A 24,899-nucleotide genomic window follows, 5' to 3' on the forward strand; every position below is an offset into this window, starting at 1 on the left:
CCGGTATCCCTGCATGAGCATCTTCAGCCGAATCTCGATGGCCGGACTGGCGGCAGCCGCTCTTGCTGCCAGCACGACGACGTTTGCCTCGGCGCAGACGCCGGCAGCGCCTGCAGCGCCTGCGGTGGCCGAGCGCATCACCAATCCCGTCGCCGAATTCGCCGGCATCGACAAGATCACCGGCCGCATCATCACTTTCGATGTCTATATCGACGAGACGGTGCAGTTCGGCGCACTGCAGGTGACGCCGCGCATCTGCTATTCGCAGCCGGAGACCGAAGAGCCGAAGACCGATTCCTTCGTCGAGGTCGACGAGATCACGCTCGACCGCAAGATCCGCCGCATCTTCACCGGCTGGATGTTCGCCGAAAGCCCCGGCCTGAACGCCGTGGAGCACGCCGTCTATGACGTCTGGCTGAAAGCCTGCAAGCAGAAGTCGGACGTACCGCCACCCGACGCCGCCAAGTCCGGTGCGCCACAGGTCGATACGTCCAAGCCCAAGGCCGCTGCCGCTCCGGCCACGACCGAACCGGACACCGGCGATACCAACTGATCCCAATACCCTAACTGATCCCTGGGAACCGCTGCGCTTGCCACACGTTGGCAAAGAACGCGCATGGAGGATCCCGCGATGTCAGCAACCAAGCTTATGACGGTCAGCAAGAAGGAATTGCTTGACCTTGAGAAGGGGTTTTGGACCGGCGATGCGGCCTACTATGCCGCCAATGCCGATGCCGAATGCCTCGTGGCCTTTCCTGAGATGGCGCAGGCGATCAGCAACGCCGATCTCGCCAAGACCGCCAGCAAACCAAACCGCTGGCGCGATCTTGACATCGACGTCAAGGGGATGGTCGAACCGGGCAGCGACATCGTCATGCTCACCTATGAGGCCCACGCCACAAGAGAGAACGGCGAAGCCTATGTGGCCTTGGTCAGCACCGGCTACGTGCATCGCAGCAATGGCTGGAAGATGATGTTCCATTCGCAGACGCCGATGGAGACTGCGAAAGGCTGACGAAACAGCCCATCACGGAAAAAAGATCACCTCGCCCTTCAGTGCGTCGGCCAGCATTTTTTCGTACTTGCCGCGCGGCACGTCGACGGCGCCGAAGCGCTTGAGGTGTTCGGTGGTGAATTGCGTGTCAAGCAGCGCGAAACCGCGCGCCTTCAACCGCTCGACGAGATAGAAAAGGCAGGTCTTGGACGCGTCCGTCTCCCGGGCGAACATGCTCTCGCCGAAGAACACGCGGCCCAGCGAGACGCCGTAGAGGCCGCCGACCAACCGCTCCTCGCGCCACGCCTCGACCGAATGGCAATGGCCCAGCCGATGCAACTCGACATAGGCTTCGCGGATCGGCGCGTTGATCCAGGTCGAGCGGCGCTCCTCCCGCTTCTCCGCGCAGCCGTCGATCGTCGCCTCGAAATCGAAGTCGAAGCGGATGTCGAACGGGTGCTTGCGGATCGTCTTCTTCAGGCTCTTCGGCGCGTGGAAGCCGTCGAGCGGAATGATGCCACGCGTCTCCGGCCGCACCCAGAACACTTCGGGGTCGCTGGCGCTTTCGGCCATCGGAAACACGCCGGACGCATAGGCCTTCAGCAAAAGGTCGGTCGGGATGCGATAGCCGGGCGCGTAGGGGCGGGTCATCGCGGCATTATAACTTACGAGTTCGCCACCTCATCACCCTTGGCCAGGTATTTCTCCAGCCAGTGGATGTCGTAGTCGCCATTGGCGATATCGGCATTGCCGACAAGGTCACGGAACAGCGGCAGCGTCGTCTTGATGCCGTCGACGACGAATTCGTCGAGGGCGCGGCGTAGCCGCATCATGCATTCGACGCGGTTGCGGCCGTGCACGATCAGCTTGCCGATCAGGCTGTCGTAGTAGGGCGGGATCTTGTAGCCGGAATAGACGCCGGAATCGACCCGGATGCCGAGCCCGCCAGGCGTGTGGAAATGGGTGATCGTGCCGGGCGAGGGGGTGAAGGTGCGCGGGTCCTCGGCATTGATGCGGCATTCGATGGCGTGGCCGTTGAACTTGATGTCCTCCTGGCGCACCGAAAGCCCGCCGCCCGAGGCGACGCGGATCTGCTCGTGCACGAGGTCGATACCGGTAATCGCCTCGGTCACCGGATGCTCGACCTGCAGGCGGGTGTTCATCTCGATGAAATAGAACTCGCCGTTCTCGTAGAGGAATTCGATGGTGCCGGCGCCGGAATAGCCGAGATCGGCGACGGCGCTGGCGCAGATACCGCCGATGCGTGCGCGCTCCTCGGCATTGAGCGCCGGCGAGTTGGCTTCTTCCCAGACCTTCTGGTGGCGGCGCTGCAAGGAACAGTCGCGCTCGCCGAAATGCACGCCGCGGCCGGCGCCGTCGCCGAACACCTGCAATTCGATATGGCGCGGCTTTTCCAGGTATTTCTCGATGTATACGGCGTCGTCGCCGAAGGCAGCACCGGCTTCCGAGCGCGCCGTCTGCAGCGCGACTTCCAGGTCGGCCTCGGTACGCGCCACCTTCATGCCGCGACCGCCGCCGCCGGCCGAAGCCTTGATGATCACGGGATAGCCGATCCCTGCGGCAATGCGCTTGGCTTCCTTCTCTTCCGTGACCGCGCCGTCGGAGCCGGGCACGACCGGGATGCCGAGACGCTTGGCGGTGCGCTTGGCCTCGATCTTGTCGCCCATGATGCGGATATGGTCGCCCGACGGGCCGATGAAGGTGATGTTGTGGGCGGCGAGTATGTCGGCGAACTTGGCGTTCTCCGACAGGAAGCCGTAGCCCGGATGCACCGCGTCGGCGCCGGTGATCTCGCACGCGGCGACGATCTGATGGATGTTGAGATAGCTGTCACGTGACGGCGGCGGGCCGATGCAGACGCTCTCGTCGGCGAGCCTGACATGCATGGCGTCGGCGTCGGCGGTCGAATGCACCACCACCGTCTGGATGCCGAGCTCCTTGCAGGCGCGCAGCACCCGGAGGGCGATTTCGCCGCGATTGGCGATGAGGATCTTCTGGAACATTTTTGGCTGTTCCCGGCTCTACTCGATCACGACGAGCGGCATGCCGTATTCGACCGGCTGGGCGTCTTCGAACAGGATCGCCGTCACCGTGCCGGCGCGGGGCGAAGGGATCTGGTTCATCGTCTTCATCGCCTCGATGATCAAAAGCGTCTGGCCTTCCTTGACCTTCTGGCCGATCTCGATGAACGCCTTGGCGTCGGGCGAGGGCGCCAGATAGGCTGTGCCGACCATGGGCGAGGGTACAGCGTTCTTGGAGATTTCGGCCGCAGCCGGTGCGCTGGCCGTCGGCTGTGCTGCCGCCGGGGCATAGCTGGGCTGGGGTGCAGCGATCGCATGGACGGCGGGTGCCTGCCGCGACACGCGCACCTTCAGATCGCCCAGCTCGACCTCGATCTCGGTGAGGTTGGTGTCGTTCAGTATGCCCGCCAGGTCGCGGATCAGCTGCTGGTCAACACCGGTCTTCTTTATCGACATTTTCGAGCCTTCTGTTTGTTGGCCGGTCACAGGCGTGCCGCCAGCGCCTGCAGCGCGAGCGTGTAGCCGAGCGGCCCGAATCCGCAGATCATGCCGACGGCGACCGGCGAGACCATGGAGACGTGGCGGAACGGTTCCCGCGCGTGGATGTTGGAAAGATGCACTTCGGCGACCGGCAGCGGCGCGATGGAGCGGATGGCGTCGTGGATGGCAATCGAGGTGTGGCTGTAGGCGCCCGGATTGATGACGATGCCGGCTGCCTTGTCGCCGGCTTCCTGGATCCAGTCGACGAGGTCGCCCTCATGGTTCGACTGACGGAAATCGATCTCGAGCCCAAGTGCCGCACCCGCCTGCTTGCAGTCGTCGGCGATGGCGGCAAGCGTCTTTCCGCCATAAATCCCCGGCTCGCGCTTGCCGAGCGCGTTGAGATTGGGACCGTTCAGAACGAAAACCGTTTTCAACAATGCCGACCTTTCCCGGCGCCGGCCTCAGCCGGCGCGCTGGACCCCTCTATAATGGGCATAGACGCCTGCGAAAAGAGCGCAAGTGCGTTCTTTTGCTGTCCACAGCAGGCGGGAAACCGCCTGCCGCCATGGATCAGAGCGCGGCCTTCGCCGCCTCGATCTTTTCGGCCAGAACGTCCTGCCCGAGTGCCCCGAACACAACCTCGTTGCCGACCACATACGAAGGCGTGCCGGTGATCGCCAGCTTGGTGGCGAGATCGTAGGTCTTGGAGATCGCCTCGTGGATGCTCGGGTCCTTCATCTTCTCGCGCAGCGCAGCCTCGTCGGCACCGAGCGACAGCGCAACCTTGATGGCCGCGGCCTCGGTGGCGCGACCCGGGCCGCCGAGCAGGGCGTTGTGGAATTCGCCGTACTTCTCCGGCTTCATCAGGTGGAAGGCCATGGAGACGACGCTGGCCTTCTGCGAATCCGGACCCAGGATCGGGAATTCCTTGAGCACGAAGCGCAGGTCCGGGTCGGCTTTCGTCAGCGCCTGCATGTCGTCGATGGCGCGTTTGCAGAAGCCGCAATTGTAATCGTAGAACTCGACGATCGTGACCTTGCCGTTCGGATTGCCGACGACGCCGTCGAAGGTGGAGTTGAAGATCTCGTCCTTGGCATTCTTGATGACGCCGAGCGCGGCGATCCGCTGTTCTTCCTTCTGCTTGGCTTCGAGCGCATCCTGCACTTCGAGCAGAACCTCAGGGTTCTTCAGCAGATAGTCGCGGATGATGCCCTCGACCTCGGCCCGGTCGATCTTGGTGTCCGAGGACGCTACCTGCACGACCTGCGCCGTATCGGCCTTGGCCGCCTGCGGGCTGCCGGCGACGAAGCCGAAAGCCAGCATGGCAAGAGCGGCTGCCACTCCCGTCGTGCCGAGCAGAATTGCCTTGTTCATCATCCCTTATCCTCTTGCCTGTTCCGTCCGCTTTTGTCGTAGTATGCCGCCGGAAGGTTCACTTCTTGATTTTGCCTGATGGCGTGTAGTTTATGATATCCTGAGCGCGAAGCCAGCCCGGCTCGCCGCGCTTCAATTTCTGCTGCGCGCGCATGGCGAATATCTTCGCGTTCTTGTAATCGCCGGAATAGAAATGACCTTCGGCGGTCGCGAGTTCCGCCGCCGGAATGTTGCCGAGCTCGCCATAGGCCTGGGCCAGATAGCGATACCCTTCGGCGTTTTCCTTGTCGCGCCCGAGGCCATTGTTGATCTGCACCACTGCCTTCTTCAGCGATTCGGGTGTGCCGACCGCCATCAACGCCTGGCCATAGGCGACCGGCAGCAGCCCGGACCGCGCCGGATCGAGGCTGACCGCCTTGGCGTAGGCGTCCGCTGCATCCTTCGGCTTGTTCGCCTTCATCAGGATGTCGCCGCGCAGTTCCTGGAAATAGGGGTTTTTCGGCTGTTCCTTGATCAGCGCGTTGGTCTTGGCGAGGCTTGCGGCCAGATTGCCGTAGAGATAGGCGAGCTGCGCCTCGCCATAGCGCGAGGCAAGGCTGCCTGGATTCTTGCGCATCAGCCGCGTTGCGGCGGCCTGACCGCCCATATAGGCGGCGATCTTGACGCGCATCATGTCGTGGCGCTGCTGCAGCGCCGGCGTATCGACCTTGTCGACATAGGGGCTCTGCTTGACCAGCACTTCGAGATTGGCGATGCGCTCCTGCGGCATCGGATGGCTGATCCGGTAGGGATCGACTTGCGCGCCGGACAGGGACAGCGCGCTCTGGAAGCGGCCGAAGGTCTTCAGCATGCCCATGCCGGACTGGCCGGTGGCGTTGAGATAGGTGATCGCCGAGCGGTCGGCGGTCGTCTCTTCGGTGCGCTGATAGGCAAGGATGCTGCGCTGCGCCATCTCGCCGCCGCCCGCCGCAACACCCATGCCGGCGCCGGCAAGGCCGCGGCTGTTGGTGGTGGCGCCGGCAACGATGGCGCCAGCGCCAAGCAGGGTGGCGATGATCGCCATCGTCTTGGCGCGCTCGAGCTGCTCGCGCAATTTCTGCTGGTGGCCGCCGGCGATATGGCCGGCCTCATGGGCGATGACGCCGATGATCTCGTTGGGCGTTTCGGCCATCATCAGCGCGCCGGTATTTATGAACAGCCGGCGCCCGGTGACGAAGGCGTTGAAACTCTGATCGTTGACCAGAACGATATTGACGCCGTCATTGGCGAGACCGGCCGCCTTGAAGATCGGCCGCGCATAGTCGCGCACCAGCGCCTCGATCTCGGCATCGCGCACCACCGGTACGTTTTGCGCCAAGGCGCTGACAGAGCCGGAGACCGCGACAGCGGCGGCAAGCAAAAGCGTCGCGACTGCACGCGTGGTCCTCCCGATGGAAGGTCTGGAAAACATCGATCTGGGTCGGCTCAACATGACAGGTCCACTGGTAGACGAGCGGGCGAAAGATGAAAAGTCGGCACCGAAAACTTCCTGCGCTTGTGATCCCCACACCAATCGGGCATTTGTGCGGCCAAAAGGGCTAGCAGCTTTGACCGGGACCGATCCCGGTGTGATGGATTTGAAGATGGTCGTTTCACTTTCGCGCCGCGGCGAGGTCGAGCCGTTCCATGCCATGGACATTCTGGCCGAGGCCAACCGGCTTAAGGCGACAGGCGTGCCAGTGGTTTCGATGGCCGTCGGGCAGCCGTCCGACCCGGCACCTGTCGGGGTAAGAGAAGCTGCAGCGAACGCGCTGAAGCGCGGCCGCATCGGCTACACCGATGCGCTCGGCCTTGCCGACCTGCGCAAGGCGATCGCCGGGCACTACGCAGACCATTACGGGATCGATGTCCCACCCGGCCGCATCGCCGTCACCACCGGATCCTCGGCCGCCTTCAACCTGGCCTTCCTGGCGATGTTCGACCCGGGCGACCGCGTCGCCATCGCCGCGCCCGGCTATCCGGCCTACCGCAACATCATGGCCGCGCTCGGCATCGAAATCGTCGAGATCGAGCTCGGCACCGACGCCTATCTGCATGCCGAGCACCTGAAGATGGCGCACGCGGAAAAGCCGCTGAAGGGAGTGCTCTTCGCCAGCCCGGCCAATCCGACCGGCGCGGTCATTCCCGCCGACGAGCTGGCAGCGCTGGTGAGAACGGCCGAAGAGCTTGGTATCGCGGTGATTTCCGACGAGATCTATCACCGACTGGCCTATGCGGCGCCCGACACGACGGCGCTGGCCTACGGTTCGGGCGTCACTGTCATAAACTCGTTTTCGAAATACTATTGCATGACCGGCTGGCGCATCGGCTGGATGGTGCTGCCGGAAGAACTGGTGCGGCCGGTCGAGCGTATCGCCCAGAGCCTCTACATTTCGCCGCCGGAACTGTCGCAGATCGCGGCCATCGAGGCTTTCAAGGCCACAGAAGAGCTGGAGGCGGTGAAGGCGCGCTATGCCTGGAACCGCGAGCTTCTGATGAAGCGCCTGCCGGAACTCGGTTTTCCGCTGGCGGCACCCATGGACGGCGCCTTCTACGCCTTCTGCGATGTCACCAGGCATACCAACGACAGCATGGCCTTCGCGCGGAAAATGCTGGCCGAGGCACATGTGGCGGCAACGCCCGGCCGCGACTTCGATCCGCTCGCCGGACACCGGACCATGCGCTTTTCCTATGCCGGTAGTCACGACGAAATGGTCGAGGCGATGGCGCGTATCGAGCGCTGGCTGAAATAGCGGGGACGTCATGCCGGAACTCGAAGAGGCGCTTGCGGAAGTCGCCGCCGAAATGGCGGAGCGCACGGATCGCGGCGATGTCGCCAGCTATATCCCGCAGCTCAGCAAGGTCGACCCGAAGAAGTTCGGCATTGCCGCCGTCACCAATGACGGCCGCGTGCTGGTGGCAGGCGATGCCGATCAGCCGTTTTCCATCCAGAGCATTTCCAAGGTGTTCACGCTGACGCTGGCGCTCGGCAATGTCGGCGACGCGCTGTGGCAGCGTGTCGGGCGCGAGCCGTCGGGCAATCCGTTCAACTCCATCGTCCAGCTCGAGCATGAGAACGGCATTCCGCGCAATCCGTTCATCAATGCCGGCGCCATCGTCGTCTCCGACATCCTGCTCGCCGGCCACCAGCCGCGCGAGGCGATCGGCGAGATCCTGCGCTTCATCCAGTTCCTCGCCGATGATGAGACAATCATCATCGACCGCGAGGTCGCCGCCTCCGAGCGCGCCACCGGCTATCGCAACTTCGCCTTGGCCAACTACATGAAATCCTTCGGCAATCTTCACCACGCGCCGGAACTGGCGCTGGGCGTCTATTTCCACCATTGCGCCATCGCCATGAGCTGCCGGCAACTGGCGATGGCCGGGCGCTACCTTGCCAATGGCGGCAAGAACCCAGCGACCGGACATTCGGTGGTGTCGGCCGAGCGGGCGCGCCGCATCGGCGCGATGATGCTGACCTGCGGCCATTATGACGGCTCCGGCGACTTTGCCTTCCGTGTCGGCATTCCAGGCAAGAGCGGCGTGGGCGGCGGCATATTGGGGATCGTGCCGGGCGTCGCCTCGCTCGCCGTATGGTCGCCCGGGCTCAACGCCAATGGCAATTCCAAGCTCGGCTCGATCGCGCTGGAAAGGCTGGCGAAGATGATGAACTGGTCGATCTTCGCGCCCTAGGACTTACTGATATTCAGGTGAGGCCAGCCTGCGAATGGCGGCTTCCTTCCGGTGCTCACGTACTTGAGTACGCTCCGCTCCGGTTCTCGGAAAGCCACCGCTCTCGACTCGGCCTGACCTGAATCTCAGCAGCCCTCGGATCGGGGCTGGCCTAGATACGAAAATCCCGCGCCGTCTTTCGACAGCGCGGGATTTTTCTATCAGATAGTCAGCACAAGCGGCTGAAAAGCTTAGAAAAAGCCTTTCCGCTGCCACCAGCCGGCGCGCTTCGGCTTTTCCTCGGCCTTGGCCTCTTCGGGCACGGTCGACGAGACCACCGGTACGACCGGAGCATCGATAGCGACGGGCTTGCGCCGGGTCGGGCGGGCATTGGCAGGCGCTTCCTCCTCGGCAGCCGGGGCGGCCGGCACAGGCGCAGGCGTCGCCGCCTCGGCCGGTGCAGCATCCTCGGCAGGTTCCTCGGCTACCGTCTCGGCGGCAACCTCTGCTGCTGCCTTCTTGGACCTTGACGCGCGCTTCTTCTTCGGCTTCTCGGCGCTCGGCATATCGTCGTTGGCCGCAGAGGGAAGCTCTTCCGCCAATACCGCCGCCACAGTCTCGGCCACAGGCTCGATGGCCGCGGCTTCGCTTGCCGGCGCATCGGCTTCGACGCCATCGGCAGTCTCGCCCGCCTCGGCTCCGTCCTCGCCATCCTCACGGCGATTGCGCTTACCGCCGCGCTTGCCGCGCCGGCGCTTCTTGCCCTGACCGTCGTCCGACGCGTCCACTGCGACGGCGTCGACCGGCGCTTCGCCTCCCTCGGCGGCGGCTTCATCCGTTGCGACAGCGGCGTCGACATCCGCCGGCGCCGAGACCAAGGCACCTTCCGCGGGGCCGTGCTCGCGGTCACCATGTTCGCGATCGCGATCCTTGCCGCCACGCCGCCTGCGGCGCTTGCGGCGCTTGCGGTCGCGGCCTTCGCCGTCCTCGCCGGACCTCGGCTGTTGCTGCTGGGGATGGCGCGGCTGCTCCGCCTGGGCAGGTGCCTCGTCCTCCTGCTCGACGACGATTTCGTCTTCGGGCTCTTCCGGCTCGACATAAGTCGGCAGGCTGCGCACTTCGACAAAGCCCTCGGGCTTTTCCGCCAGTGCGCCGCGGAAGATCGCATAGTGCTGCGCGCCGACCGCGTCGTCGGCCTCGATCGTGATGGTCAGGCCGAAGCGGCTTTCGAGTTCGACCAGCGTGCCACGCTTGTGGTTGAGCACGTAGAGCGCGGTCGCCGCGGGGGTCCGCACCGTGATGTGGCTGCGCGAATCCTTGAGCAGGAATTCCTCGATCGCCCGAACCACCATCAGCGCCACCGAGGAATCGGAGCGCACATGGCCGGTACCACCGCAATGCGGGCAGGGCTTCATGGTCGATTCCAGCACGCTGGCGCGGATGCGCTGGCGCGACATCTCCATCAGGCCGAAATGCGAGATGCGGCCGACCTGGATGCGGGCGCGGTCGTTCTTGAGGTGATCCTTCAGCCGCTTCTCGACGGAGCGGTTGTTGCGGTTCTCCTCCATGTCGATGAAGTCGATGACGATCAGGCCGGCGAGGTCGCGCAGCCTGAGCTGCCGGGCGACTTCCTCGGCCGCTTCGAGGTTGGTGTGGAGAGCGGTGTCCTCGATCGAGTGCTCCTTGGTGGAGCGGCCCGAATTGACGTCGATGGCAACCAGCGCCTCGGTCTGGTTGATGATGATGTAGCCGCCGCTCTTCAGCGTCACCTGCGGCTGCAGCATGCGGTCGAGCTGCGCCTCGATGCCGTTGCGCACGAAGATCGGCGTCGTGTCTCGGAACGGCTGAACCACCTTGGCGTGGCTCGGCATCAGCATGCGCATGAAGTCCTTGGCCTCGCGATAGCCTTCCTCGCCGGAGACCAGGATCTCGTCGATGTCCTTGTTGTAGAGGTCGCGCACCGAGCGCTTGATCAGGCTGCCTTCCTCATAGACCAGGGCAGGGGCCGTGGACTGCAGCGTCAGGTTGCGGACGTTTTCCCAAAGCCGCATCAGATATTCGTAGTCGCGCTTGATCTCGGCCTTGGTGCGGCTCTCGCCGGCCGTGCGCAGGATGACGCCCATGCCCTGCGGCACTTCGAGATCGGCGACGACTTCTTTCAGCCGCTTGCGGTCCTGCGCGTTGGTGATCTTGCGCGAAATGCCGCCGCCGCGCGCCGTATTGGGCATCAGCACCGAATAGCGGCCGGCAAGCGACAGATAGGTGGTGAGCGCCGCGCCCTTGTTGCCGCGCTCTTCCTTGACGACCTGCACCAGCAGGATCTGGCGGCGCTTGATGACTTCCTGGATCTTGTACTGGCGGCGCACCGGCTTGCGGCGGTTGCGCACTTCTTCCAGCGCATCCTCGGCGCCGACCGATTCGACTTCGTGATCGTCCAGATTGGAGGACTGGACCTCTTCCAACATGCCGCGATCATTGTCGCTGGACGAGGCTTCGCCGCTTGTGTCGGCGGAGGCCGATTCCGGCTGCGGGGCAGCCTCGGAAACCACATCGGCTTCGACAATTGCGGCGATCGACGTGGGGCCGTTTCCGGACGTGTCTTCGGACGCTTCCGCTTCGCCGTGATCGGCGGCTTCGTCGTTGTGCCCGGCCGTTTCGGGCGGCGTGTCGGCATTTTCTGCTGTGAAATCGGCTTCGGCGGCGGAGTCTTCGGCAATTGCATCGCCGCCCGTGTCGCCATGTTCGCCACTGTCATCGGACTCGGCGGCACCGGCGTCGCGCTTGTGTTCGCCGCGCTCGCGGCCTTTGCCGCCGCGCCGGCGTCCGCGCCGGCCGCGATCGCGGCCCTGGCGATCCTCGCCGTCATTGTCCTCGTCCTCTTCGTCCTGGGCTTCCTGCGCTTCAGCGCGCAGCAGGGCCTGACGATCGGCGACCGGGATCTGGTAGTAGTCGGGGTGTATTTCACTGAAGGCGAGGAAACCGTGACGGTTGCCGCCATATTCGACAAAGGCTGCCTGAAGGGAGGGTTCGACGCGCGTTACGCGGGCGAGGTAGATGTTTCCTTTGAGCTGCTTCTTGTCCTGTGATTCAAAGTCGAATTCTTCGATACGGTTACCGCGAACGACGACAACGCGTGTTTCCTCCGGGTGGGAGGCGTCTATCAGCATTTTGTTGGGCATTATTTCGTTTCCCCCCGGCAGCCGTCAGCCGCAGCTTGCGAGGCAAAGCCTGCTGCTGCGTGTCTGGAGTGTGGGTGCCGGATAATTGAACGTCCGCCGGCCGCCGCTTGAGCGCCATGGCGGTGCCGCCCGCAGCCATAATGGCGCGGTTTGATGCGGACCTTTCCATGATTGCGCTTGAAGCCATCGTCACCAGCAGAACCTTTTGAACCAAAGCCCGGAAAGACCGGACCAGCTTGTTTGCTCATACAGAGCCGGCGCGGGACAAACCCGGCCGTTTTCCTCACGCAGGCGATTCCCCCGCCACGGGCGCGCACCTGCGAAATTCGTCGCGATCACCTGAAGCCTTTTCGCTGGAAGCGAAAGGAGCCGCTTTTCATCTGACCTGTAGCAGGAAGCTGCGGAGGAAGCGGTTCCAGGATTGCAGTGATCCACTATCGCTTTTATGATTTGGCGGCATGGAAGGCAACCCCGATTTAGGATGCCGGCAAAAAGCGGTTCCCTTGGGGAAGCACAGGCTCCAAATCCTTGTCCGAGAAGGCTTGGTTAACCTTCTCTGGATACCAATCGTTAATCGAGTCCGCGGCCTAACCGGCACTTCGACGAAACGACCCGGCGCCTGGCGCCAAACCGGGAGCGACTGGAAAGAAATGGGACTGGCAGGCACCGCAAACAAGGGTCATGGCGCCGCTGGGCCTTTGCATGCCGTCCGCACTCTTTTGCTGATGGTGATTTTCCTCGCTTTTGCCACCGTTTCTCACGCCGCCGACGCGTCGCTCGGCGCCACCGGCTACAAGATGGCGGGCGATGCCACCAAGATGCGCATCGTCATGAATTTCGATCGCGAGCCCGACATCAAATGGTTCCTGCTGCGCGGCCCCAATCGTCTGGTCGTCGATTTGCCGCGCACCAGGTTCGCCATCAATGCCAGGGACGTGAAGGCCCGCGGCCTGGTCAAGTCCGTGCGCTACGGCGATCTCGGCCAGGGATCGCGGCTGATCCTCACCGGCAAGGGGCCGTTTTCGGTCGACAAGCTCGACGTGCTCAAGAACGACGACGGCAACGGCTACCGAATCGCCATCGACATGTCGGCGGCCTCGGCGCGGGAATTCGACGCCGCGCTCGCCAACCAGGCGCTGACCACCGGTTCGACGGTCTCGACCGACAAGGGCTCCAGGGTCGGCACCGGGCCGATCTCCAATCCGGGCCACCGCTTCACGGTCGTCATCGATCCCGGCCATGGCGGTATCGACGGCGGGGCCGAGGGGCTCCACGGCACCATCGAGAAGAACGTCACGCTCGCCTTCGCCACCGAATTACGCGAAAGGCTTTCCGCGGTCGGCAGCTACGACGTGTTCATGACGCGCGAAAGGGACGAGTTCCTGCGGCTGGACGACCGGGTGCGCATCGCCCGCCAGCATGAGGCCGACCTGTTGATCTCGATCCATGCCGACACGATCAGCGTCAAGGGCATTCGGGGTGCCACAGTCTACACCGTATCCGACAAGGCGTCCGATCCAGAGGCGCAGGCGCTGGCCGATCGCGAAAACCTTTCCGATCAGTTCGCCGGCATGGAGATCAAGGACGACAACAAGGAAGTCACCGACATCCTGATCGACCTGATCCGCCGCGAGACGCATAATTTCTCGATGAGCTTTGCCCACACGCTCGTCGGCCAGCTCTCCACCAGTGTCGGGCTCATCAACAATCCGCAGCGTTCCGCCGGCTTCAAGGTGCTGAAGGCACCCGACGTGCCTTCGGTGCTGGTCGAGCTCGGCTACCTGTCGAACGCCAAGGACGAGGCGCAATTGCTGGATGCCGACTGGCGCAGCAAGGCGGCCCAGAGCATCACCAATGCCGTCGCGCTGTTCGCCTCGGCCAAGATGGGGACGGGAGCCGGAGGCTGATATGGCGGCCGCCTGCAACCACAGGCAGCGTTGCACGACGACAACACCCGGCGCTATTATTTCCCGCACGGGAAGCCGAAGTCCCAGCGTTGCCGTATTTTGTCCACATGGTGGCGACATGGGTTTTCCATTGCGGATTGGGACCGTCCCGGAAGCTTGCGCGGAAGGCGGCTTCGTTTAGGAAATTCCCGGACCACGGACTGGAGCGGGCATGATTCGTCTCATCGGCTATTTCTTTGGCATCGGCACGACGCTGGCCCTTCTGGTGGCGGCGGGCGTGGCGATCTATATCGGCCATCTGTCGAAGGACCTGCCCGACTACGAAGTGCTGGCCAAATACGAGCCGCCGGTGACGACGCGCATCCATGCGTCCGACGGATCTCTGATGGCCGAATATGCACGCGAGCGGCGCCTCTATCTGCCGATCCAGGCGGTTCCGGATCGCGTCAAGGCGGCGTTCCTGTCGGCCGAGGACAAGAATTTCTACAACCATCCCGGTATCGACGTGACCGGCCTCGGCCGCGCGGTCATCGTCAATTTGCAGAACGCCGGCTCGGGCAGGCGCCAGGTCGGTGCCTCGACGATCACCCAGCAGGTGGCGAAGAACTTCCTGCTCACCTCGGACCAGACATACGAGCGCAAGATCAAGGAGATGATCCTGGCCTTCCGCATCGAGCAGGCCTATTCGAAAGACCGCATTCTCGAGCTCTATCTCAACGAGATCTTTTTCGGCTTCGGCGCTTATGGCGTCGCTGGTGCCGCGCTTACCTATTTCGACAAGTCGGTGAACGAGCTGACGGTTGCGGAAGCGGCCTATCTGGCCTCGCTGCCGAAAGGTCCCAACAACTACCATCCCTTCAAGCACGCCGACCGCGCGCTCGAGCGCCGCAACTGGGTCATCGATCAGATGGTCGAGAACGGCTATGTGACGCGCGAAGAGGGCGACAAGGCCAAGGCCGAGCCGCTCGGTGTCACGCCGCGCCGCAACGGCACCTATCTGTTCGCCGGCGAGTACTTCACCGAGGAAGTGCGCCGCCAGATCATCTCCCGCTACGGCGAGAATGCGCTTTACGAAGGCGGTCTGTCCGTCCGTACGACGCTCGATCCGAAGATCCAGCTCATCGCCCGCAAGGCGATGCAGAACGGGTTGCTGAAATACGACACGCTGCGCGGCTATCGCGGGCCGGTGAAGAACATCGACGTCTCCGGCGACTGGGGCGTGCCGCTCGGCAACGTCAAGGGGCTGGAAGACGTGCCGGAATGGTCTTTGGCCGTCGTGCTCGACAGTTCCGAGACCGGCCTCACCATAGGCCTGCAACCGGCGCGCCAGGTTTCCGGCGACATCGTCAAGGAGCGCGTCGAAGGCACGGTCAGCAAGGAAGACATGGGCTTTGCCATGCGCCATGTGGTCGACGGCAAGACGGTCAAGGCCAAGTCGCCGGCCGACGTGCTCCAACCCGGCGACGTCATTTACGTGCAGAAGAACGAAGGTTCCGACAGCGCCTACAGCCTGCGCCAGGTTCCGGAAGTGGAAGGCGGCCTGGTCGCCATGGATCCGCACACCGGCCGCGTGCTGGCCATGGTCGGTGGCTTCTCCTATGCGCAGTCGGAGTTCAACCGGGCGACGCAGGCGATGCGCCAGCCGGGCTCCTCGTTCAAGCCGATCGTCTATTCGGCGGCGCTCGACAATGGCTACACGCCTGCCTCGGTGATCATGGACGGCCCGATCACCATCCAGAGTGGCAACACGACATGGACGCCGAAGAACTATGACGGCACCGTGGCTGGTCCGGCGACTTTGCGTTCCGGCATCGAAAAATCGCGTAACCTGATGACGGTGCGGCTCGCCAACGACATGGGCATGAAGCTGGTCGTGGAATATGCCGAGCGCTTCGGTGTCTATGACCATCTGGCGCCGTATCTGCCGATGGCACTGGGTTCCGGCGAGACGACGGTGATGCGCATGGTGTCGGCCTATTCGATCATGGCCAATGGCGGCAGGTCGATCAAACCCTCGCTCATCGACCGCATCCAGGACCGCTACGGCAAGACGGTATTCAAACAGGACGAGCGCGGCTGCGAAGGTTGCAACGCCAACGAATGGAAGAACCAGCCCGAGCCGGAACTGGTCGACAATGCCGAGCAGGTGCTCGATCCGATGACCGCCTACCAGATCACCTCGATGATGGAAGGTGTCGTGCAGCGCGGTACCGGCGCCACCATCGCCGAGCTCGGCCGTCATATCGCCGGCAAGACCGGCACGACGAACGACGAGAAGGACGCCTGGTTCATAGGCTATACGCCAAACCTCGTTGTCGGCCTTTATATGGGCTACGACACGCCGCGCGGCCTTGGCAAAGGTGCGACCGGTGGCGGTCTGGCGGCGCCGATCTTCAAGGACTTCATGCGCGTGGCGCTGGACGGCACGCCTAATGTCGACTTCCAGGTTCCGGAAGGCATGAAGCTGATTGCCATCAACCGCAAGACGGGCATGCAGGCAGGTGAAGGCGAGGCGGGTACGATCATCGAAGCTTTCAAGCCCGGCACCGGCCCGGCCGACAGCTATTGGGTGATCGGCATGGGCGCCGACGGTTCCAACGGCGCCGGCGGCGCGCTGTCGCCGCAGGCCACGCAGGCCATCCAGTCGGGCGGCGGCGGCCTTTACTGACGAACTGCCTGCAGAGCCTGGGCCGGCTTACGAGCCGGTCCATTTCGCTTTACAGGCGGCGGTGCCGTCCCTATGTATCGCGCCGACCAAGCGCCATTTTCAGCAACAGGATCAGACTTTCAGCCATGCGCGCGGAAACGCAGAACATTGTCGACGAGATCAGGCAGGCGATAACCCTGCTGAGGAGGCATCTTTGACTGGGACCAGGCCATAAAGCGGCTTGAGTACCTGAATGTGCGGGCCGAGGATTCCAGCCTCTGGAACGAGCCGTTGGAAGCGCAGAAGCTGATGCGCGAGCGTCAGGGCCTCGAGGAAGGCATCGCGGCGGTCAAGGGCCTGACCCAGGCGCTGGAAGACAATATCGGGCTGATCGAACTCGGTGAGGAAGAGGGCGACGAGGGCGTCATCGCCGAGGCCGAAGCAGCGATCCGCTCGATGCAGGGGGAGGCCAAGGCCCGCCAGGTCGAGACGCTGCTGTCGGGCGAGGCGGACACCAACGACACCTACCTCGAAATCCACGCCGGTGCCGGCGGCACGGAGAGCCAGGACTGGGCCTCGATGCTTTTGCGCATGTACACGCGCTGGGCGGAACGGCGCCGCTTCAAGGTCGAAGTGCTGGAAGTCCACGACGGCGAAGAGGCCGGCATCAAGTCCGCCACGCTGCTGATCAAGGGCAACAACGCCTATGGCTGGATGAAGACGGAATCCGGCGTCCACCGCCTGGTGCGCATTTCGCCCTATGACAGCAATGCGCGCCGCCATACCTCCTTCGCCAGCGTCTGGGTCTATCCGGTCATCGACGACACGATCGAGATCGACGTTTCCGAATCCGATGTCCGCATCGATACCTATCGCTCGTCCGGCTCGGGCGGCCAGCACGTCAACACCACCGATTCGGCGGTCCGCATCACCCATCTTGCGACCGGCATCGCGGTCGCCTGCCAGGCCGAACGCTCGCAGCACAAGAACAAGGCCAAGGCCTGGGAGATGCTGCGCTCGCGCCTCTACGAGGAAGAGTTGAAGAAGCGCGAAGCGGTGGCCAACGCCACCGAGGCGTCGAAGAGCGACATCGGCTGGGGCCACCAGATCCGCTCCTATGTGCTGCAGCCCTACCAGTTGGTGAAGGATCTGCGCACCGGCGTCGAGAGCACCAGCCCGTCGAGCGTGCTCGACGGCGATCTCGACGATTTCATGGAGGCCTCGCTGTCGCAGCGCATCGAGGGTGGGGCGGGTGAAGCAGTGGCGGACCTCGACTAGGATATGTCCATATCCAGGTGAGGCCGACCTGCGAACGGCGGTTTCCTGCGCTTCCGGTGCTCAGGTACTTTAAGTACGCTCCGCTCCGGTTCTCGGAAACCACCACTCTCGGCTCGGCCTGGCCTGAATCTGAACATATCCCAAGCGTTGGGCGAAGGAGGAGCCAGTGACTCGTACGCTTGCCGGAAAATGCTTTTGCGGCGCTGTTCACTACGAGGTGGCGGATGAGTTCGTCTATGCCGCGAACTGCCATTGCTCAAACTGCCGGCGCACCACGGGCTCGGCCTTCAAGCCCTTTGCCGGCATCGAGCGCGAGAAGTTCCGCCTGACAGCAGGCGACGGCAGACTGCTTGTCTTCGGCGAGGAAAGCGGCCACGACGCACATTGCGGGCACTGCGGCTCGCTGCTCTATTCGGTGGTGCGCGACGGCGCTTTCGTCCACGTCGCCATGGGCACGTTGGTGGACGACCCGAGCATCCGCCCGACGGCCCACATCTTCGTCGGTTCCAAGGCGAAATGGTTCACAGTCACCGACGACCTGCCGCAGTATAAGGGGCATGTGACCTAAGCTTCCGCGGGCGGATGGCTCGGCTTCCGCAGGCGCGTAGGTGGAACCAGCGGCTGCGTACTTCGTTGGGTGCAATCCCTGGCCGCAGGCTGCGTTAACTGCTCGTTAACCAAGCCGGCGCACCATTTCGGATGGCAGATGTCGGCGTGCGGGCTGCGGCACTGTGCGCGCAGCAACTCCTTGCGCCGACCAAGGAATCAGCCCAGCATTCGGGCTGAGGGACCAAAAGCATTTATGGCCGGACGCGGCATATCTGCGACCTGACGATCCGGCCACTGGGAAGACACGTTCTGGGAACGGGCAAGCGAAACGCTTGGGGCTCGTTTGAAAGGAACATTTCCATGTCTGCTGCCACAATCCGATCGGCCGCTGCCGTTCAACCGGCTGGCCGACTTCTATGTTCCCTGTTCGCAACCGCCGTGATCGCAGTGCTGACGGCACCTGCTTTCGCGCATGATGCCAAGCCCACCGCGGCGCTGCCGCAGGGCTGGAGCTATCCGTTCGCCTGCTGCGCCAACTACGATTGCCGTACCACGCATACGGGCGAAGTGTTGGAAAGGCCCGAGGGCTATGTGATCGCCGGCACGGGTGAGGTTGTCCCCATGAGCGACAAGCGCGTCAAGGATAGCCCTGACGGCGATTTCCACTGGTGTGCGCACCAGGCTGGGCTCGACGCTGGCAAGACGATCTGCCTGTTCGTGCCGCCACGCTCATATTGAGGCAATCGCGTCCCGGGATCGGCGCGAGGAATTGGCTTTGAGGTTCGGCTTGGGTGCGGCAGGTATGTAAAGCCTGCCGACAGGTGGTTGTCAGGAGCGCTTCTTTATGTTGCCTTTTGCCGCGGGGGCGGCGGGCAACGGAGAGGAGTTCGTTCATGACCATCAAGGGAAGCTGCCACTGCAAGGCGACGACATTCGAGGTTTCGCAAGCGCCTGAAACCGTAACGCAGTGCACATGCTCCTTCTGCTCGAAGCGCGGCTCGCTCTGGGCCTACTACGTTCCCTCGCAATTCAAGCTCACCAGCCCGCCTGAAAACGTCTCTTTCTACCGCTGGGGGTCAAAAACCATAAAGCACGGGTTTTGCGCTACGTGCGGTTGCGGCACCTTCACCGAAACGCCGGACTGGTCGAGCGGCGAGCCCGATTTCGACAATCCGAAGATCAGCGTGAATTCGCGCCTGTTCGACGATTTCGACCTCGACAAGGTCGAGGTGGTCGTCATCGACGGCAGGAACCTCTGGTAAACCGTCTCGAACAGCTTGGCGCAGCGGCCCGCGATTGCGTCTGGAAAGCCTTGGCCGGCGCTTTTCCCGTTCCGCTTTTTCGCCGTATTTCATGCTACAAGTCCCGGGGAAGGGCTTATATGCGCGGCTGCAACGGCTGCGGTTTGAAGAGGGACGATCCTATGAAAAAGACTGTGCTCGTCGTCGTGGCGACGGCTGTGCTCGTGAGCGCTTGCACCACAACCGATCCGTACACCGGGGAGCAAAAGGTCTCCAACACGGCAGCCGGCGCCGGCCTCGGCGCGCTGGCCGGTGCGGGCATCGGCCTGCTTGCCGGCGGCAACGACCGCCGCAACGCGCTGATCGGCGCCGGCATCGGCGCGCTTGCCGGCGGCGCCATCGGCGCCACCATGGACCAGAACGAGGCGGAACTGCGCCGCCAGCTCCAGGGCACCGGCGTCAGCGTCACGCGCACCGGCGACCAGATCATCCTCAACATGCCGTCCGACATTACCTTCAATGTCGACCAGGACGCGGTGAAGCCGGGCTTCTATCAGGTGCTGAACTCTGTGGCGCTGGTGCTGAACAAGTTCCGCCAGACCACGGTCGATGTGTTCGGCCACACCGATTCGACCGGCGGCGACGAGCACAATTTCGATCTGTCGCAGCGCCGCGCGCTGGCGGTCGCCAACTATCTGTCCGGACAGGGCGTCGATTCGCGCCGTTTCGCCGTCACCGGCTTCGGCAAGACCCGCCCGATCGCGTCCAACGCGACAACGGCCGGCCGCGCCCAGAACCGGCGCGTCGAGATCCAGCTCTCGCCGCTCACCTGAGCAAGGGCAGCACCAAATATGCGAACGGCCCTGCGAGGGGCCGTTTTCTTATGTCAATGCAGGAATGCCCCAGCGCGTGGCGAACGCGGTGTGAGACCTTGGCGGCGTCAGACCTTGGCGACGATCCGCATGAAGGCCGGCATGTCGTCGCCGAAGCCGACGGTGGCGTCGTTGTCTTCCTGGCGGTGACGGGCAGGGCGATTGTTGTCGCGCTGCGGCCTCGAATCGCCGCGCTCCGGCGTACGGCTCTCGTTGCGGTCGGCCTTGCGCTCGGTGTTTTCCGAACGGATCGCTTCCTTGCGCGCGCGCCGCTCGCCGATGTCGGCGACCGTGGCCTCGGCCGGCTGTTCCGCTGTCACCGTTTCGGGTGCAGCATCTTCCGCGTGCCTGGCGTGACGTTCGCGTGGCTTGCGCTCGCCCTTTTCCTTGCGGTCGTCGTCCTTGCGGCCGGCGCGGCGCGGAGCGCCGCGGCCACGGCGCGGCGTTTCGTCCTCGCCCTCGCTGGCGACGACTGTCGACAGGTCGCCGTCATGCCACTCGATCTTGTTGCCGATCAGCCGCTCGATGGCGTCGATGTATTTGGTGTCCGACTTGGTGGCGATGGTGAAGGATTTGCCAGAGCGTCCGGCACGGCCGGTGCGGCCGATCCGGTGGACATAGTCCTCGGCATGGATCGGCACGTCGTAGTTGAAGACGTGGCTGACATCGGGGATGTCGAGGCCGCGCGCGGCGACGTCAGACGCGACGAGGTAGCGCAGCTTGCCGTCACGGAAATTGGCAAGCATCTGCATGCGCGCGCGCTGATCCATGTCGCCATGCAGGGCGCCGGCGTCGAAATCATACTTCAGCAGCGAGCGGAACAACTCCGACACTTCGACCTTGCGGTTGCAGAAGATGATGGCGTTCTTGAGTTCGGCATCTTCGGCCTTCATCAAATTGCGCAGCGTCTCGCGCTTGTCCCAAGGTTTGGAGCCGGACTTCACCAGGCGCTGGATGATGCTGGTCGCGGTCGACGCAGCTTTCGAAACCTCGACGCGCACCGGCGCATGCAGGAATTTTTCGGTGAGCTTGGTGATCTCGGGCGGCATCGTCGCCGAGAAGAACAGCGTCTGCCGGGTGAACGGGATCATCTCGCAGATGCGTTCGATGTCTGGGATGAAGCCCATGTCGAGCATGCGGTCGGCCTCGTCGATGACGAGGATCTCGACGCCGTTGAGCAAGAGCTTGCCGCGCTCGCGGTGGTCGAGCAGGCGGCCGGGCGTCGCGATCAGCACGTCGGCGCCGCGCTCCAGCTTCTTGTCCTGCTCGTCGAAGGAGACGCCGCCGATCAAGAGCGCGATGTTGAGCTTGTGGTTCTTGCCGTATCTGATGAAGTTTTCCTCGACCTGCGCGGCGAGTTCGCGCGTCGGCTCGAGGATCAGCGTGCGCGGCATGCGGGCGCGGGCGCGGCCCTTTTCCAGCCGGGTCAGCATCGGCAGCACGAAGGATGCCGTCTTGCCGGTGCCGGTCTGGGCGATGCCCAAAATATCCTTGCCGAGCAAGGCGTGCGGAATGGCGCCGGCCTGGATCGGAGTCGGCTGCGTGTAGCCGGCGTCGGTGACTGCGGAAAGGACCTTCGGCGACAGGCCGAGGTCCGAAAAAGTCAACGCTTCTTGAGCGGTCTGAGTGTCTGAGGACAAGTCTTGCTGTCTTTGGCTGGTTCGGGGAAGCGCAACGGCATCCGTCGCGGCAAGCGCTGCGCGCCTGCAAGATCGGTAATGCGATTAGGCGCAAGCCCGCGATTTGTCAACAGAAACGGGCCGGAATGCTACGATTGTGAAATCGTAAGCTTAATCGCGATGCTTAATCGAGGCCCTGTCGTTGCGCCGGCTCAATAGCGGAACTGCTCCGCCAGGATGCGCTCGTTCCACGAATGATTGGGGTCAAACAGCAACGTTGCTGTCGCCGTCGGCGATTCCCGCACCGTGACCGAGGCTACCGCCTTCACCTCGGTATGGTCGGCGGCGGCGTTCACCGGTCGCTTTTCCGGCTCCAGAATGTCGAAGCGAACCGTCGCTTTGTTGGACAGCAACGCGCCACGCCAGCGGCGCGGGCGGAACGGGCTGACCGGGGTCAGCGCCAGCAGCGGCGCGTCGAGCGGCAGGATCGGCCCGTGCGCGGACAGATTGTAGGCGGTCGAGCCGGCGGGCGTCGCGATCATGACGCCGTCGCAGTTCAATTCCTCCAGCCGCACCTGTTCGTCGACGGTGATGCGGATCTTGGCCGTCTGGTAGGATTGCCGCCACAGCGCGACCTCGTTGATGGCAAGAGCCGAAACCGTTTCGCCCGCATGCGTGAGCGCCAGCATTTCCAGCGGACGGATGGTCTCGGCGACGGCCGCCGCGATGCGCTCGACGAGGCCGCCGGTGCGGTATTCGTTCATCAGGAAGCCGATGGTGCCACGGTTCATGCCGTAGACCTTCTTTCCCGTGCTCATCGTGTCGCGCAGGGTCTGCAGCAGGAAACCATCGCCGCCAAGTGCCACGACAATCTCGGCGTCTTCGACTGAAGACTGGCCATAGCGCGCCGACAGGTTTTCCAGCGCTGCCTTGGCGTCGGCTGTGTCGGAGGAAACGAAGGCGAGACGGCTGGCGGCTTTGCTCATGGTTCCCCGATGACGACGATTGGCAGCGACCGGTTTGCCGGGCCGCGCCTGCGCCGGGGTAGCATGGGCCACCCGCATCTGCAAAGGGAGGCCGGGCCTCGATACGGCACCGGGGGCATGGCCGCTCGCGCATCGTGTCGCAGAACAAGGCAATGTGATGGTTAAGACGGGACTTAAGCTCTCGTAAAGCCGGATCGATCATGTTAGCCGGCAGTGATGGGCGGCGTGGGGGCCAGCCAGTCGAGACCTGTCTATTGCCGATGACCCGAATGATCATCGTCTTCCTGATGCTGGGAAGCTTTGCGCTCATCTTTTCCGAACTGGTGCGCCAGTCCGAAGAAATGAGCATCCGGCCGCAGCCCACCGCCTCGCGCTGCGGCGATGCAGCCGGCATGCCCTGTCCGCAAAAGGCGCTGTAGGTTCGCAAATCCGGTGATCATTGACGCCAGATAAGCGGCCGACTCCGAGATTGGAGTCTGCGCTTTTGTCCTCCGGGGTGTCACGATTGGCCACTGCGCAGGGCACGCCGCAGGAAGCATTGTGACGAAAGACGTTACGCCTTGCACCTTATTCGGCGGCAAGACTTTTCTTGGCGCCCGCTTTTCCATTCCAGTCCACCAGACCAGTCCCGCTCCAGTGGCCAAACGATGTTATGTCCAGCTTCGGTCGCTTCAACTGACGCCATATATGGATCATGTTCAGGACTCGGGTGTCGTCGAACATGACGATTGGGTCCTTCGGCAAGGTCAGAGCACCCAAAGTGTCGATGAAATTCTGTTCGGTGACGCCGTCTTTCGGGGCATCTATAAAAATGAAATCGGCCTCTGCAAAAAGGCTTCGATAGGGCTCCATCCCCTCGGGCGTTGTAACGTCAGCCAGATGCTGAACTATGCGCCCATCTGCGAAATCAGCTTGGCGAAACCAGGATCGCTTAAGGCTATTCCATGGCACGATGTCGAAAGTAGCAACCCTACCGCCTGGCGGGAGCGCGGAGGCGATCGACAGCGTTCCCATGCCCGTCCAGGTTCCAATCTCGATAACGGTCAAGGCTTCCAGATCAGCCACCAACGCGGCGAGAAGCCGGTAGTGTTCTCCTGGCCAAGTGCGGTACCAGCGCCGCTCCTTGGCTTTTCTACTGTCGAGGTCGGGAAAGGAAATATCGGCAGCGCGACTCGCCGCTCTAATGGCTAGATCAACCAGGCGTCGCGTTGGCTGCCACGCCTCGTCGTCCGAGCTTAAAATTATCGACTCCAGCTTATGTCTCGCCGGAGTGCGCAACAAAGCCTGTTCCATGGGAGCAAGCTCGGGACGCTTTTTTTTAAAATTGAACATGGCTGATACCTCGCTTGAGCCGCACATACTGGCTCCTCTCAGGTCCCACAAGCCCAAGGTGGTCGAAAGAGAAACAAGAGAATTGTTATCAGGGTGCAGTCTGAAAATGCTTCGCAACAAAGATTTCTATCGGGCCGGTCAGCGTATCGGCCTCTTGTTTGATCTTGTTGTCATCCCATTCCCACCAGCGGACTGTGAGCAACTTTGAGATAATCTCGTCGGCGAAGCGGAATCGGATGATTCTCGCCGGGTTCCCAGCGACAATTGCATAGGGTGGCACATCCCTGGTGACCACTGCGCCGGCGCCGACGACGGCACCATGACCGATGCTTACGCCAGGCAATATGGTCGCTCTGAAACCGACCCAGACGTCGTTGCCAATATTCACGCCGGCTCGCTTTCCGCCATTGTCGACCGGCGAAGGCCCTTTCAGCAGCTGCATGTGGACCGGGAACGATGTCGCGCAGTCCATCGAGTGATTGCCGGAGCACAGGATGACGACTTGGCCGGCGATCGAGCAAAAAGAGCCGACATTCAAGGGTGCCTCTGCGGACTGCATGGAAACCGTGTGCTTCGTTATGCCATAGGTGTGGCGTCCAACAGTTACGTGCGCTGCCAACGGGTGCCTTGCTCCGAGGATGCTATGCTGGCGCAACCAGTTGGATAGTTTCGACAAAGGGAATCTCCAAAAAACAAACGACTATAA

Annotated in this window: 23 protein-coding genes; 12 read left to right on the forward strand and 11 right to left on the reverse strand. The window is 63.1% G+C overall.

All coding sequences use genetic code 11. The features are described from left to right. The first annotated feature begins 13 nt into the window (after positions 1 to 13). The gene (locus tag AC1RUK_RS10215; protein WP_481835716.1) at positions 14 to 553 is read left to right on the forward strand and encodes a DUF2155 domain-containing protein; all 540 of its coding nucleotides are present in this window, start codon (positions 14 to 16) and stop codon (positions 551 to 553) included. Between the two features lie 78 nt (positions 554 to 631). Further along, entirely contained in the window at positions 632 to 1,015 is a 384-nt protein-coding gene (locus tag AC1RUK_RS10220) for a hypothetical protein (RefSeq protein WP_481835715.1), read from the forward strand. A 12-nt stretch (positions 1,016 to 1,027) separates the two neighbouring features. Here the strand turns inward: AC1RUK_RS10220 and aat are convergent, their stop codons facing one another. The 6 genes from aat to AC1RUK_RS10250 all read right to left on the reverse strand — a co-directional run bounded on the left by aat (position 1,028) and on the right by AC1RUK_RS10250 (position 6,364). Continuing rightward, complete coding sequence (gene aat, locus AC1RUK_RS10225; RefSeq protein WP_481835714.1) at positions 1,028 to 1,645, reverse strand: leucyl/phenylalanyl-tRNA--protein transferase; 618 nt, start codon at positions 1,643 to 1,645, stop codon at positions 1,028 to 1,030. A 14-nt stretch (positions 1,646 to 1,659) separates the two neighbouring features. Further along, a complete protein-coding gene (gene accC / locus AC1RUK_RS10230) occupies positions 1,660 to 3,018 on the reverse strand; it encodes an acetyl-CoA carboxylase biotin carboxylase subunit (RefSeq protein ID WP_120015180.1) in 1,359 nt (452 codons plus the stop codon). Positions 3,019 to 3,036: 18 nt separating this feature from the next. Continuing rightward, the gene (gene accB / locus AC1RUK_RS10235) at positions 3,037 to 3,492 is read right to left on the reverse strand and encodes an acetyl-CoA carboxylase biotin carboxyl carrier protein (protein ID WP_481835713.1); all 456 of its coding nucleotides are present in this window, start codon (positions 3,490 to 3,492) and stop codon (positions 3,037 to 3,039) included. Between the two features lie 26 nt (positions 3,493 to 3,518). Next, complete coding sequence (gene aroQ, locus AC1RUK_RS10240; RefSeq protein WP_404279272.1) at positions 3,519 to 3,953, reverse strand: type II 3-dehydroquinate dehydratase; 435 nt, start codon at positions 3,951 to 3,953, stop codon at positions 3,519 to 3,521. Positions 3,954 to 4,089: 136 nt separating this feature from the next. After that, positions 4,090 to 4,893 carry a DsbA family protein gene (locus AC1RUK_RS10245; RefSeq protein ID WP_481839530.1) on the reverse strand — a complete coding sequence of 268 codons (804 nt, stop codon included), beginning with the start codon at positions 4,891 to 4,893 and terminating at the stop codon, positions 4,090 to 4,092. Between the two features lie 58 nt (positions 4,894 to 4,951). Continuing rightward, a complete protein-coding gene (locus tag AC1RUK_RS10250; RefSeq protein WP_481835712.1) occupies positions 4,952 to 6,364 on the reverse strand; it encodes a M48 family metalloprotease in 1,413 nt (470 codons plus the stop codon). Between the two features lie 151 nt (positions 6,365 to 6,515). On the opposite strand from AC1RUK_RS10250, the gene AC1RUK_RS10255 reads away from it, so the two are divergent. Both AC1RUK_RS10255 and AC1RUK_RS10260 read left to right on the forward strand, forming a co-directional pair. Further along, positions 6,516 to 7,664, forward strand: coding sequence for a pyridoxal phosphate-dependent aminotransferase (locus tag AC1RUK_RS10255; RefSeq protein WP_481835711.1), 1,149 nt, complete (start codon positions 6,516 to 6,518; stop codon positions 7,662 to 7,664). A 10-nt stretch (positions 7,665 to 7,674) separates the two neighbouring features. After that, on the forward strand, positions 7,675 to 8,604 hold the full coding sequence (locus tag AC1RUK_RS10260) for a glutaminase (protein WP_481835710.1): 930 nt from the start codon (positions 7,675 to 7,677) through the stop codon (positions 8,602 to 8,604). 230 nt (positions 8,605 to 8,834) lie between these two features. On the opposite strand, the gene AC1RUK_RS10265 is transcribed toward AC1RUK_RS10260, so the two are convergent. After that, the gene (locus AC1RUK_RS10265; RefSeq protein WP_481835709.1) at positions 8,835 to 11,762 is read right to left on the reverse strand and encodes an Rne/Rng family ribonuclease; all 2,928 of its coding nucleotides are present in this window, start codon (positions 11,760 to 11,762) and stop codon (positions 8,835 to 8,837) included. A gap of 650 nt (positions 11,763 to 12,412) precedes the next feature. Between AC1RUK_RS10265 and AC1RUK_RS10270 the strand changes: the two genes are divergently transcribed. The 7 genes from AC1RUK_RS10270 to AC1RUK_RS10300 all read left to right on the forward strand — a co-directional run bounded on the left by AC1RUK_RS10270 (position 12,413) and on the right by AC1RUK_RS10300 (position 20,217). Beyond that, the gene (locus AC1RUK_RS10270) at positions 12,413 to 13,669 is read left to right on the forward strand and encodes an N-acetylmuramoyl-L-alanine amidase (RefSeq protein ID WP_481835708.1); all 1,257 of its coding nucleotides are present in this window, start codon (positions 12,413 to 12,415) and stop codon (positions 13,667 to 13,669) included. A 211-nt stretch (positions 13,670 to 13,880) separates the two neighbouring features. Then, on the forward strand, positions 13,881 to 16,337 hold the full coding sequence (locus AC1RUK_RS10275) for a penicillin-binding protein 1A (RefSeq protein ID WP_481835707.1): 2,457 nt from the start codon (positions 13,881 to 13,883) through the stop codon (positions 16,335 to 16,337). A gap of 125 nt (positions 16,338 to 16,462) precedes the next feature. Further along, positions 16,463 to 17,594 (forward strand): peptide chain release factor 2 gene (gene prfB, locus AC1RUK_RS10280; protein ID WP_481835706.1). Its coding sequence is split into 2 segments (ribosomal slippage): positions 16,463 to 16,528 and positions 16,530 to 17,594, totalling 1,131 coding nucleotides; the frame shifts between segments, so codons are not numbered across the junction. Positions 17,595 to 17,760: 166 nt separating this feature from the next. Beyond that, positions 17,761 to 18,162, forward strand: coding sequence for a GFA family protein (locus tag AC1RUK_RS10285; protein ID WP_481835705.1), 402 nt, complete (start codon positions 17,761 to 17,763; stop codon positions 18,160 to 18,162). Positions 18,163 to 18,503: 341 nt separating this feature from the next. Continuing rightward, on the forward strand, positions 18,504 to 18,881 hold the full coding sequence (locus AC1RUK_RS10290) for a hypothetical protein (RefSeq protein WP_481835704.1): 378 nt from the start codon (positions 18,504 to 18,506) through the stop codon (positions 18,879 to 18,881). A 155-nt stretch (positions 18,882 to 19,036) separates the two neighbouring features. Beyond that, on the forward strand, positions 19,037 to 19,405 hold the full coding sequence (locus AC1RUK_RS10295) for a GFA family protein (protein ID WP_192177521.1): 369 nt from the start codon (positions 19,037 to 19,039) through the stop codon (positions 19,403 to 19,405). Positions 19,406 to 19,566: 161 nt separating this feature from the next. Then, a complete protein-coding gene (locus tag AC1RUK_RS10300) occupies positions 19,567 to 20,217 on the forward strand; it encodes a YiaD family glycine zipper/OmpA-like lipoprotein (RefSeq protein WP_436175933.1) in 651 nt (216 codons plus the stop codon). Positions 20,218 to 20,324: 107 nt separating this feature from the next. Here AC1RUK_RS10300 and AC1RUK_RS10305 read toward each other — a convergent pair whose 3' ends face one another. Continuing rightward, positions 20,325 to 21,896, reverse strand: a complete 1,572-nt coding sequence (locus tag AC1RUK_RS10305) for a DEAD/DEAH box helicase (protein WP_481835703.1) — start codon at positions 21,894 to 21,896, stop codon at positions 20,325 to 20,327. 191 nt (positions 21,897 to 22,087) lie between these two features. After that, entirely contained in the window at positions 22,088 to 22,861 is a 774-nt protein-coding gene (locus AC1RUK_RS10310; RefSeq protein WP_481835702.1) for an NAD kinase, read from the reverse strand. Positions 22,862 to 23,121: 260 nt separating this feature from the next. On the opposite strand from AC1RUK_RS10310, the gene AC1RUK_RS10315 reads away from it, so the two are divergent. After that, positions 23,122 to 23,280 carry a hypothetical protein gene (locus tag AC1RUK_RS10315; RefSeq protein ID WP_481835701.1) on the forward strand — a complete coding sequence of 53 codons (159 nt, stop codon included), beginning with the start codon at positions 23,122 to 23,124 and terminating at the stop codon, positions 23,278 to 23,280. Between the two features lie 148 nt (positions 23,281 to 23,428). On the opposite strand, the gene AC1RUK_RS10320 is transcribed toward AC1RUK_RS10315, so the two are convergent. Then, on the reverse strand, positions 23,429 to 24,193 hold the full coding sequence (locus AC1RUK_RS10320) for an O-methyltransferase (protein WP_481835700.1): 765 nt from the start codon (positions 24,191 to 24,193) through the stop codon (positions 23,429 to 23,431). An 88-nt stretch (positions 24,194 to 24,281) separates the two neighbouring features. Beyond that, a complete protein-coding gene (locus AC1RUK_RS10325) occupies positions 24,282 to 24,812 on the reverse strand; it encodes a CatB-related O-acetyltransferase (RefSeq protein ID WP_481835699.1) in 531 nt (176 codons plus the stop codon). Between the last annotated feature and the right edge of the window lie 87 nt (positions 24,813 to 24,899).

It is taken from the genome of Mesorhizobium monacense (genome assembly GCF_056781675.1).

Coding starts and splice junctions, on each gene's coding strand:
- accB (WP_481835713.1), bottom strand. CDS start 3,492: ATGTCGATAAAGAAGACCGGTGTTGACCAGCAGCTGATCCGCGACCTG.
- AC1RUK_RS10290 (WP_481835704.1), top strand. CDS start 18,504: ATGTCTGCTGCCACAATCCGATCGGCCGCTGCCGTTCAACCGGCTGGC.
- AC1RUK_RS10220 (WP_481835715.1), top strand. CDS start 632: ATGTCAGCAACCAAGCTTATGACGGTCAGCAAGAAGGAATTGCTTGAC.
- AC1RUK_RS10315 (WP_481835701.1), top strand. CDS start 23,122: ATGACCCGAATGATCATCGTCTTCCTGATGCTGGGAAGCTTTGCGCTC.
- AC1RUK_RS10265 (WP_481835709.1), bottom strand. CDS start 11,762: ATGCCCAACAAAATGCTGATAGACGCCTCCCACCCGGAGGAAACACGC.
- AC1RUK_RS10320 (WP_481835700.1), bottom strand. CDS start 24,193: ATGTTCAATTTTAAAAAAAAGCGTCCCGAGCTTGCTCCCATGGAACAG.
- accC (WP_120015180.1), bottom strand. CDS start 3,018: ATGTTCCAGAAGATCCTCATCGCCAATCGCGGCGAAATCGCCCTCCGG.
- AC1RUK_RS10270 (WP_481835708.1), top strand. CDS start 12,413: ATGGGACTGGCAGGCACCGCAAACAAGGGTCATGGCGCCGCTGGGCCT.
- aat (WP_481835714.1), bottom strand. CDS start 1,645: ATGACCCGCCCCTACGCGCCCGGCTATCGCATCCCGACCGACCTTTTG.
- AC1RUK_RS10300 (WP_436175933.1), top strand. CDS start 19,567: ATGAAAAAGACTGTGCTCGTCGTCGTGGCGACGGCTGTGCTCGTGAGC.
- AC1RUK_RS10245 (WP_481839530.1), bottom strand. CDS start 4,893: ATGAACAAGGCAATTCTGCTCGGCACGACGGGAGTGGCAGCCGCTCTT.
- AC1RUK_RS10260 (WP_481835710.1), top strand. CDS start 7,675: ATGCCGGAACTCGAAGAGGCGCTTGCGGAAGTCGCCGCCGAAATGGCG.
- AC1RUK_RS10295 (WP_192177521.1), top strand. CDS start 19,037: ATGACCATCAAGGGAAGCTGCCACTGCAAGGCGACGACATTCGAGGTT.
- AC1RUK_RS10255 (WP_481835711.1), top strand. CDS start 6,516: ATGGTCGTTTCACTTTCGCGCCGCGGCGAGGTCGAGCCGTTCCATGCC.
- AC1RUK_RS10215 (WP_481835716.1), top strand. CDS start 14: ATGAGCATCTTCAGCCGAATCTCGATGGCCGGACTGGCGGCAGCCGCT.
- AC1RUK_RS10275 (WP_481835707.1), top strand. CDS start 13,881: ATGATTCGTCTCATCGGCTATTTCTTTGGCATCGGCACGACGCTGGCC.
- AC1RUK_RS10250 (WP_481835712.1), bottom strand. CDS start 6,364: ATGTTGAGCCGACCCAGATCGATGTTTTCCAGACCTTCCATCGGGAGG.
- AC1RUK_RS10310 (WP_481835702.1), bottom strand. CDS start 22,861: ATGAGCAAAGCCGCCAGCCGTCTCGCCTTCGTTTCCTCCGACACAGCC.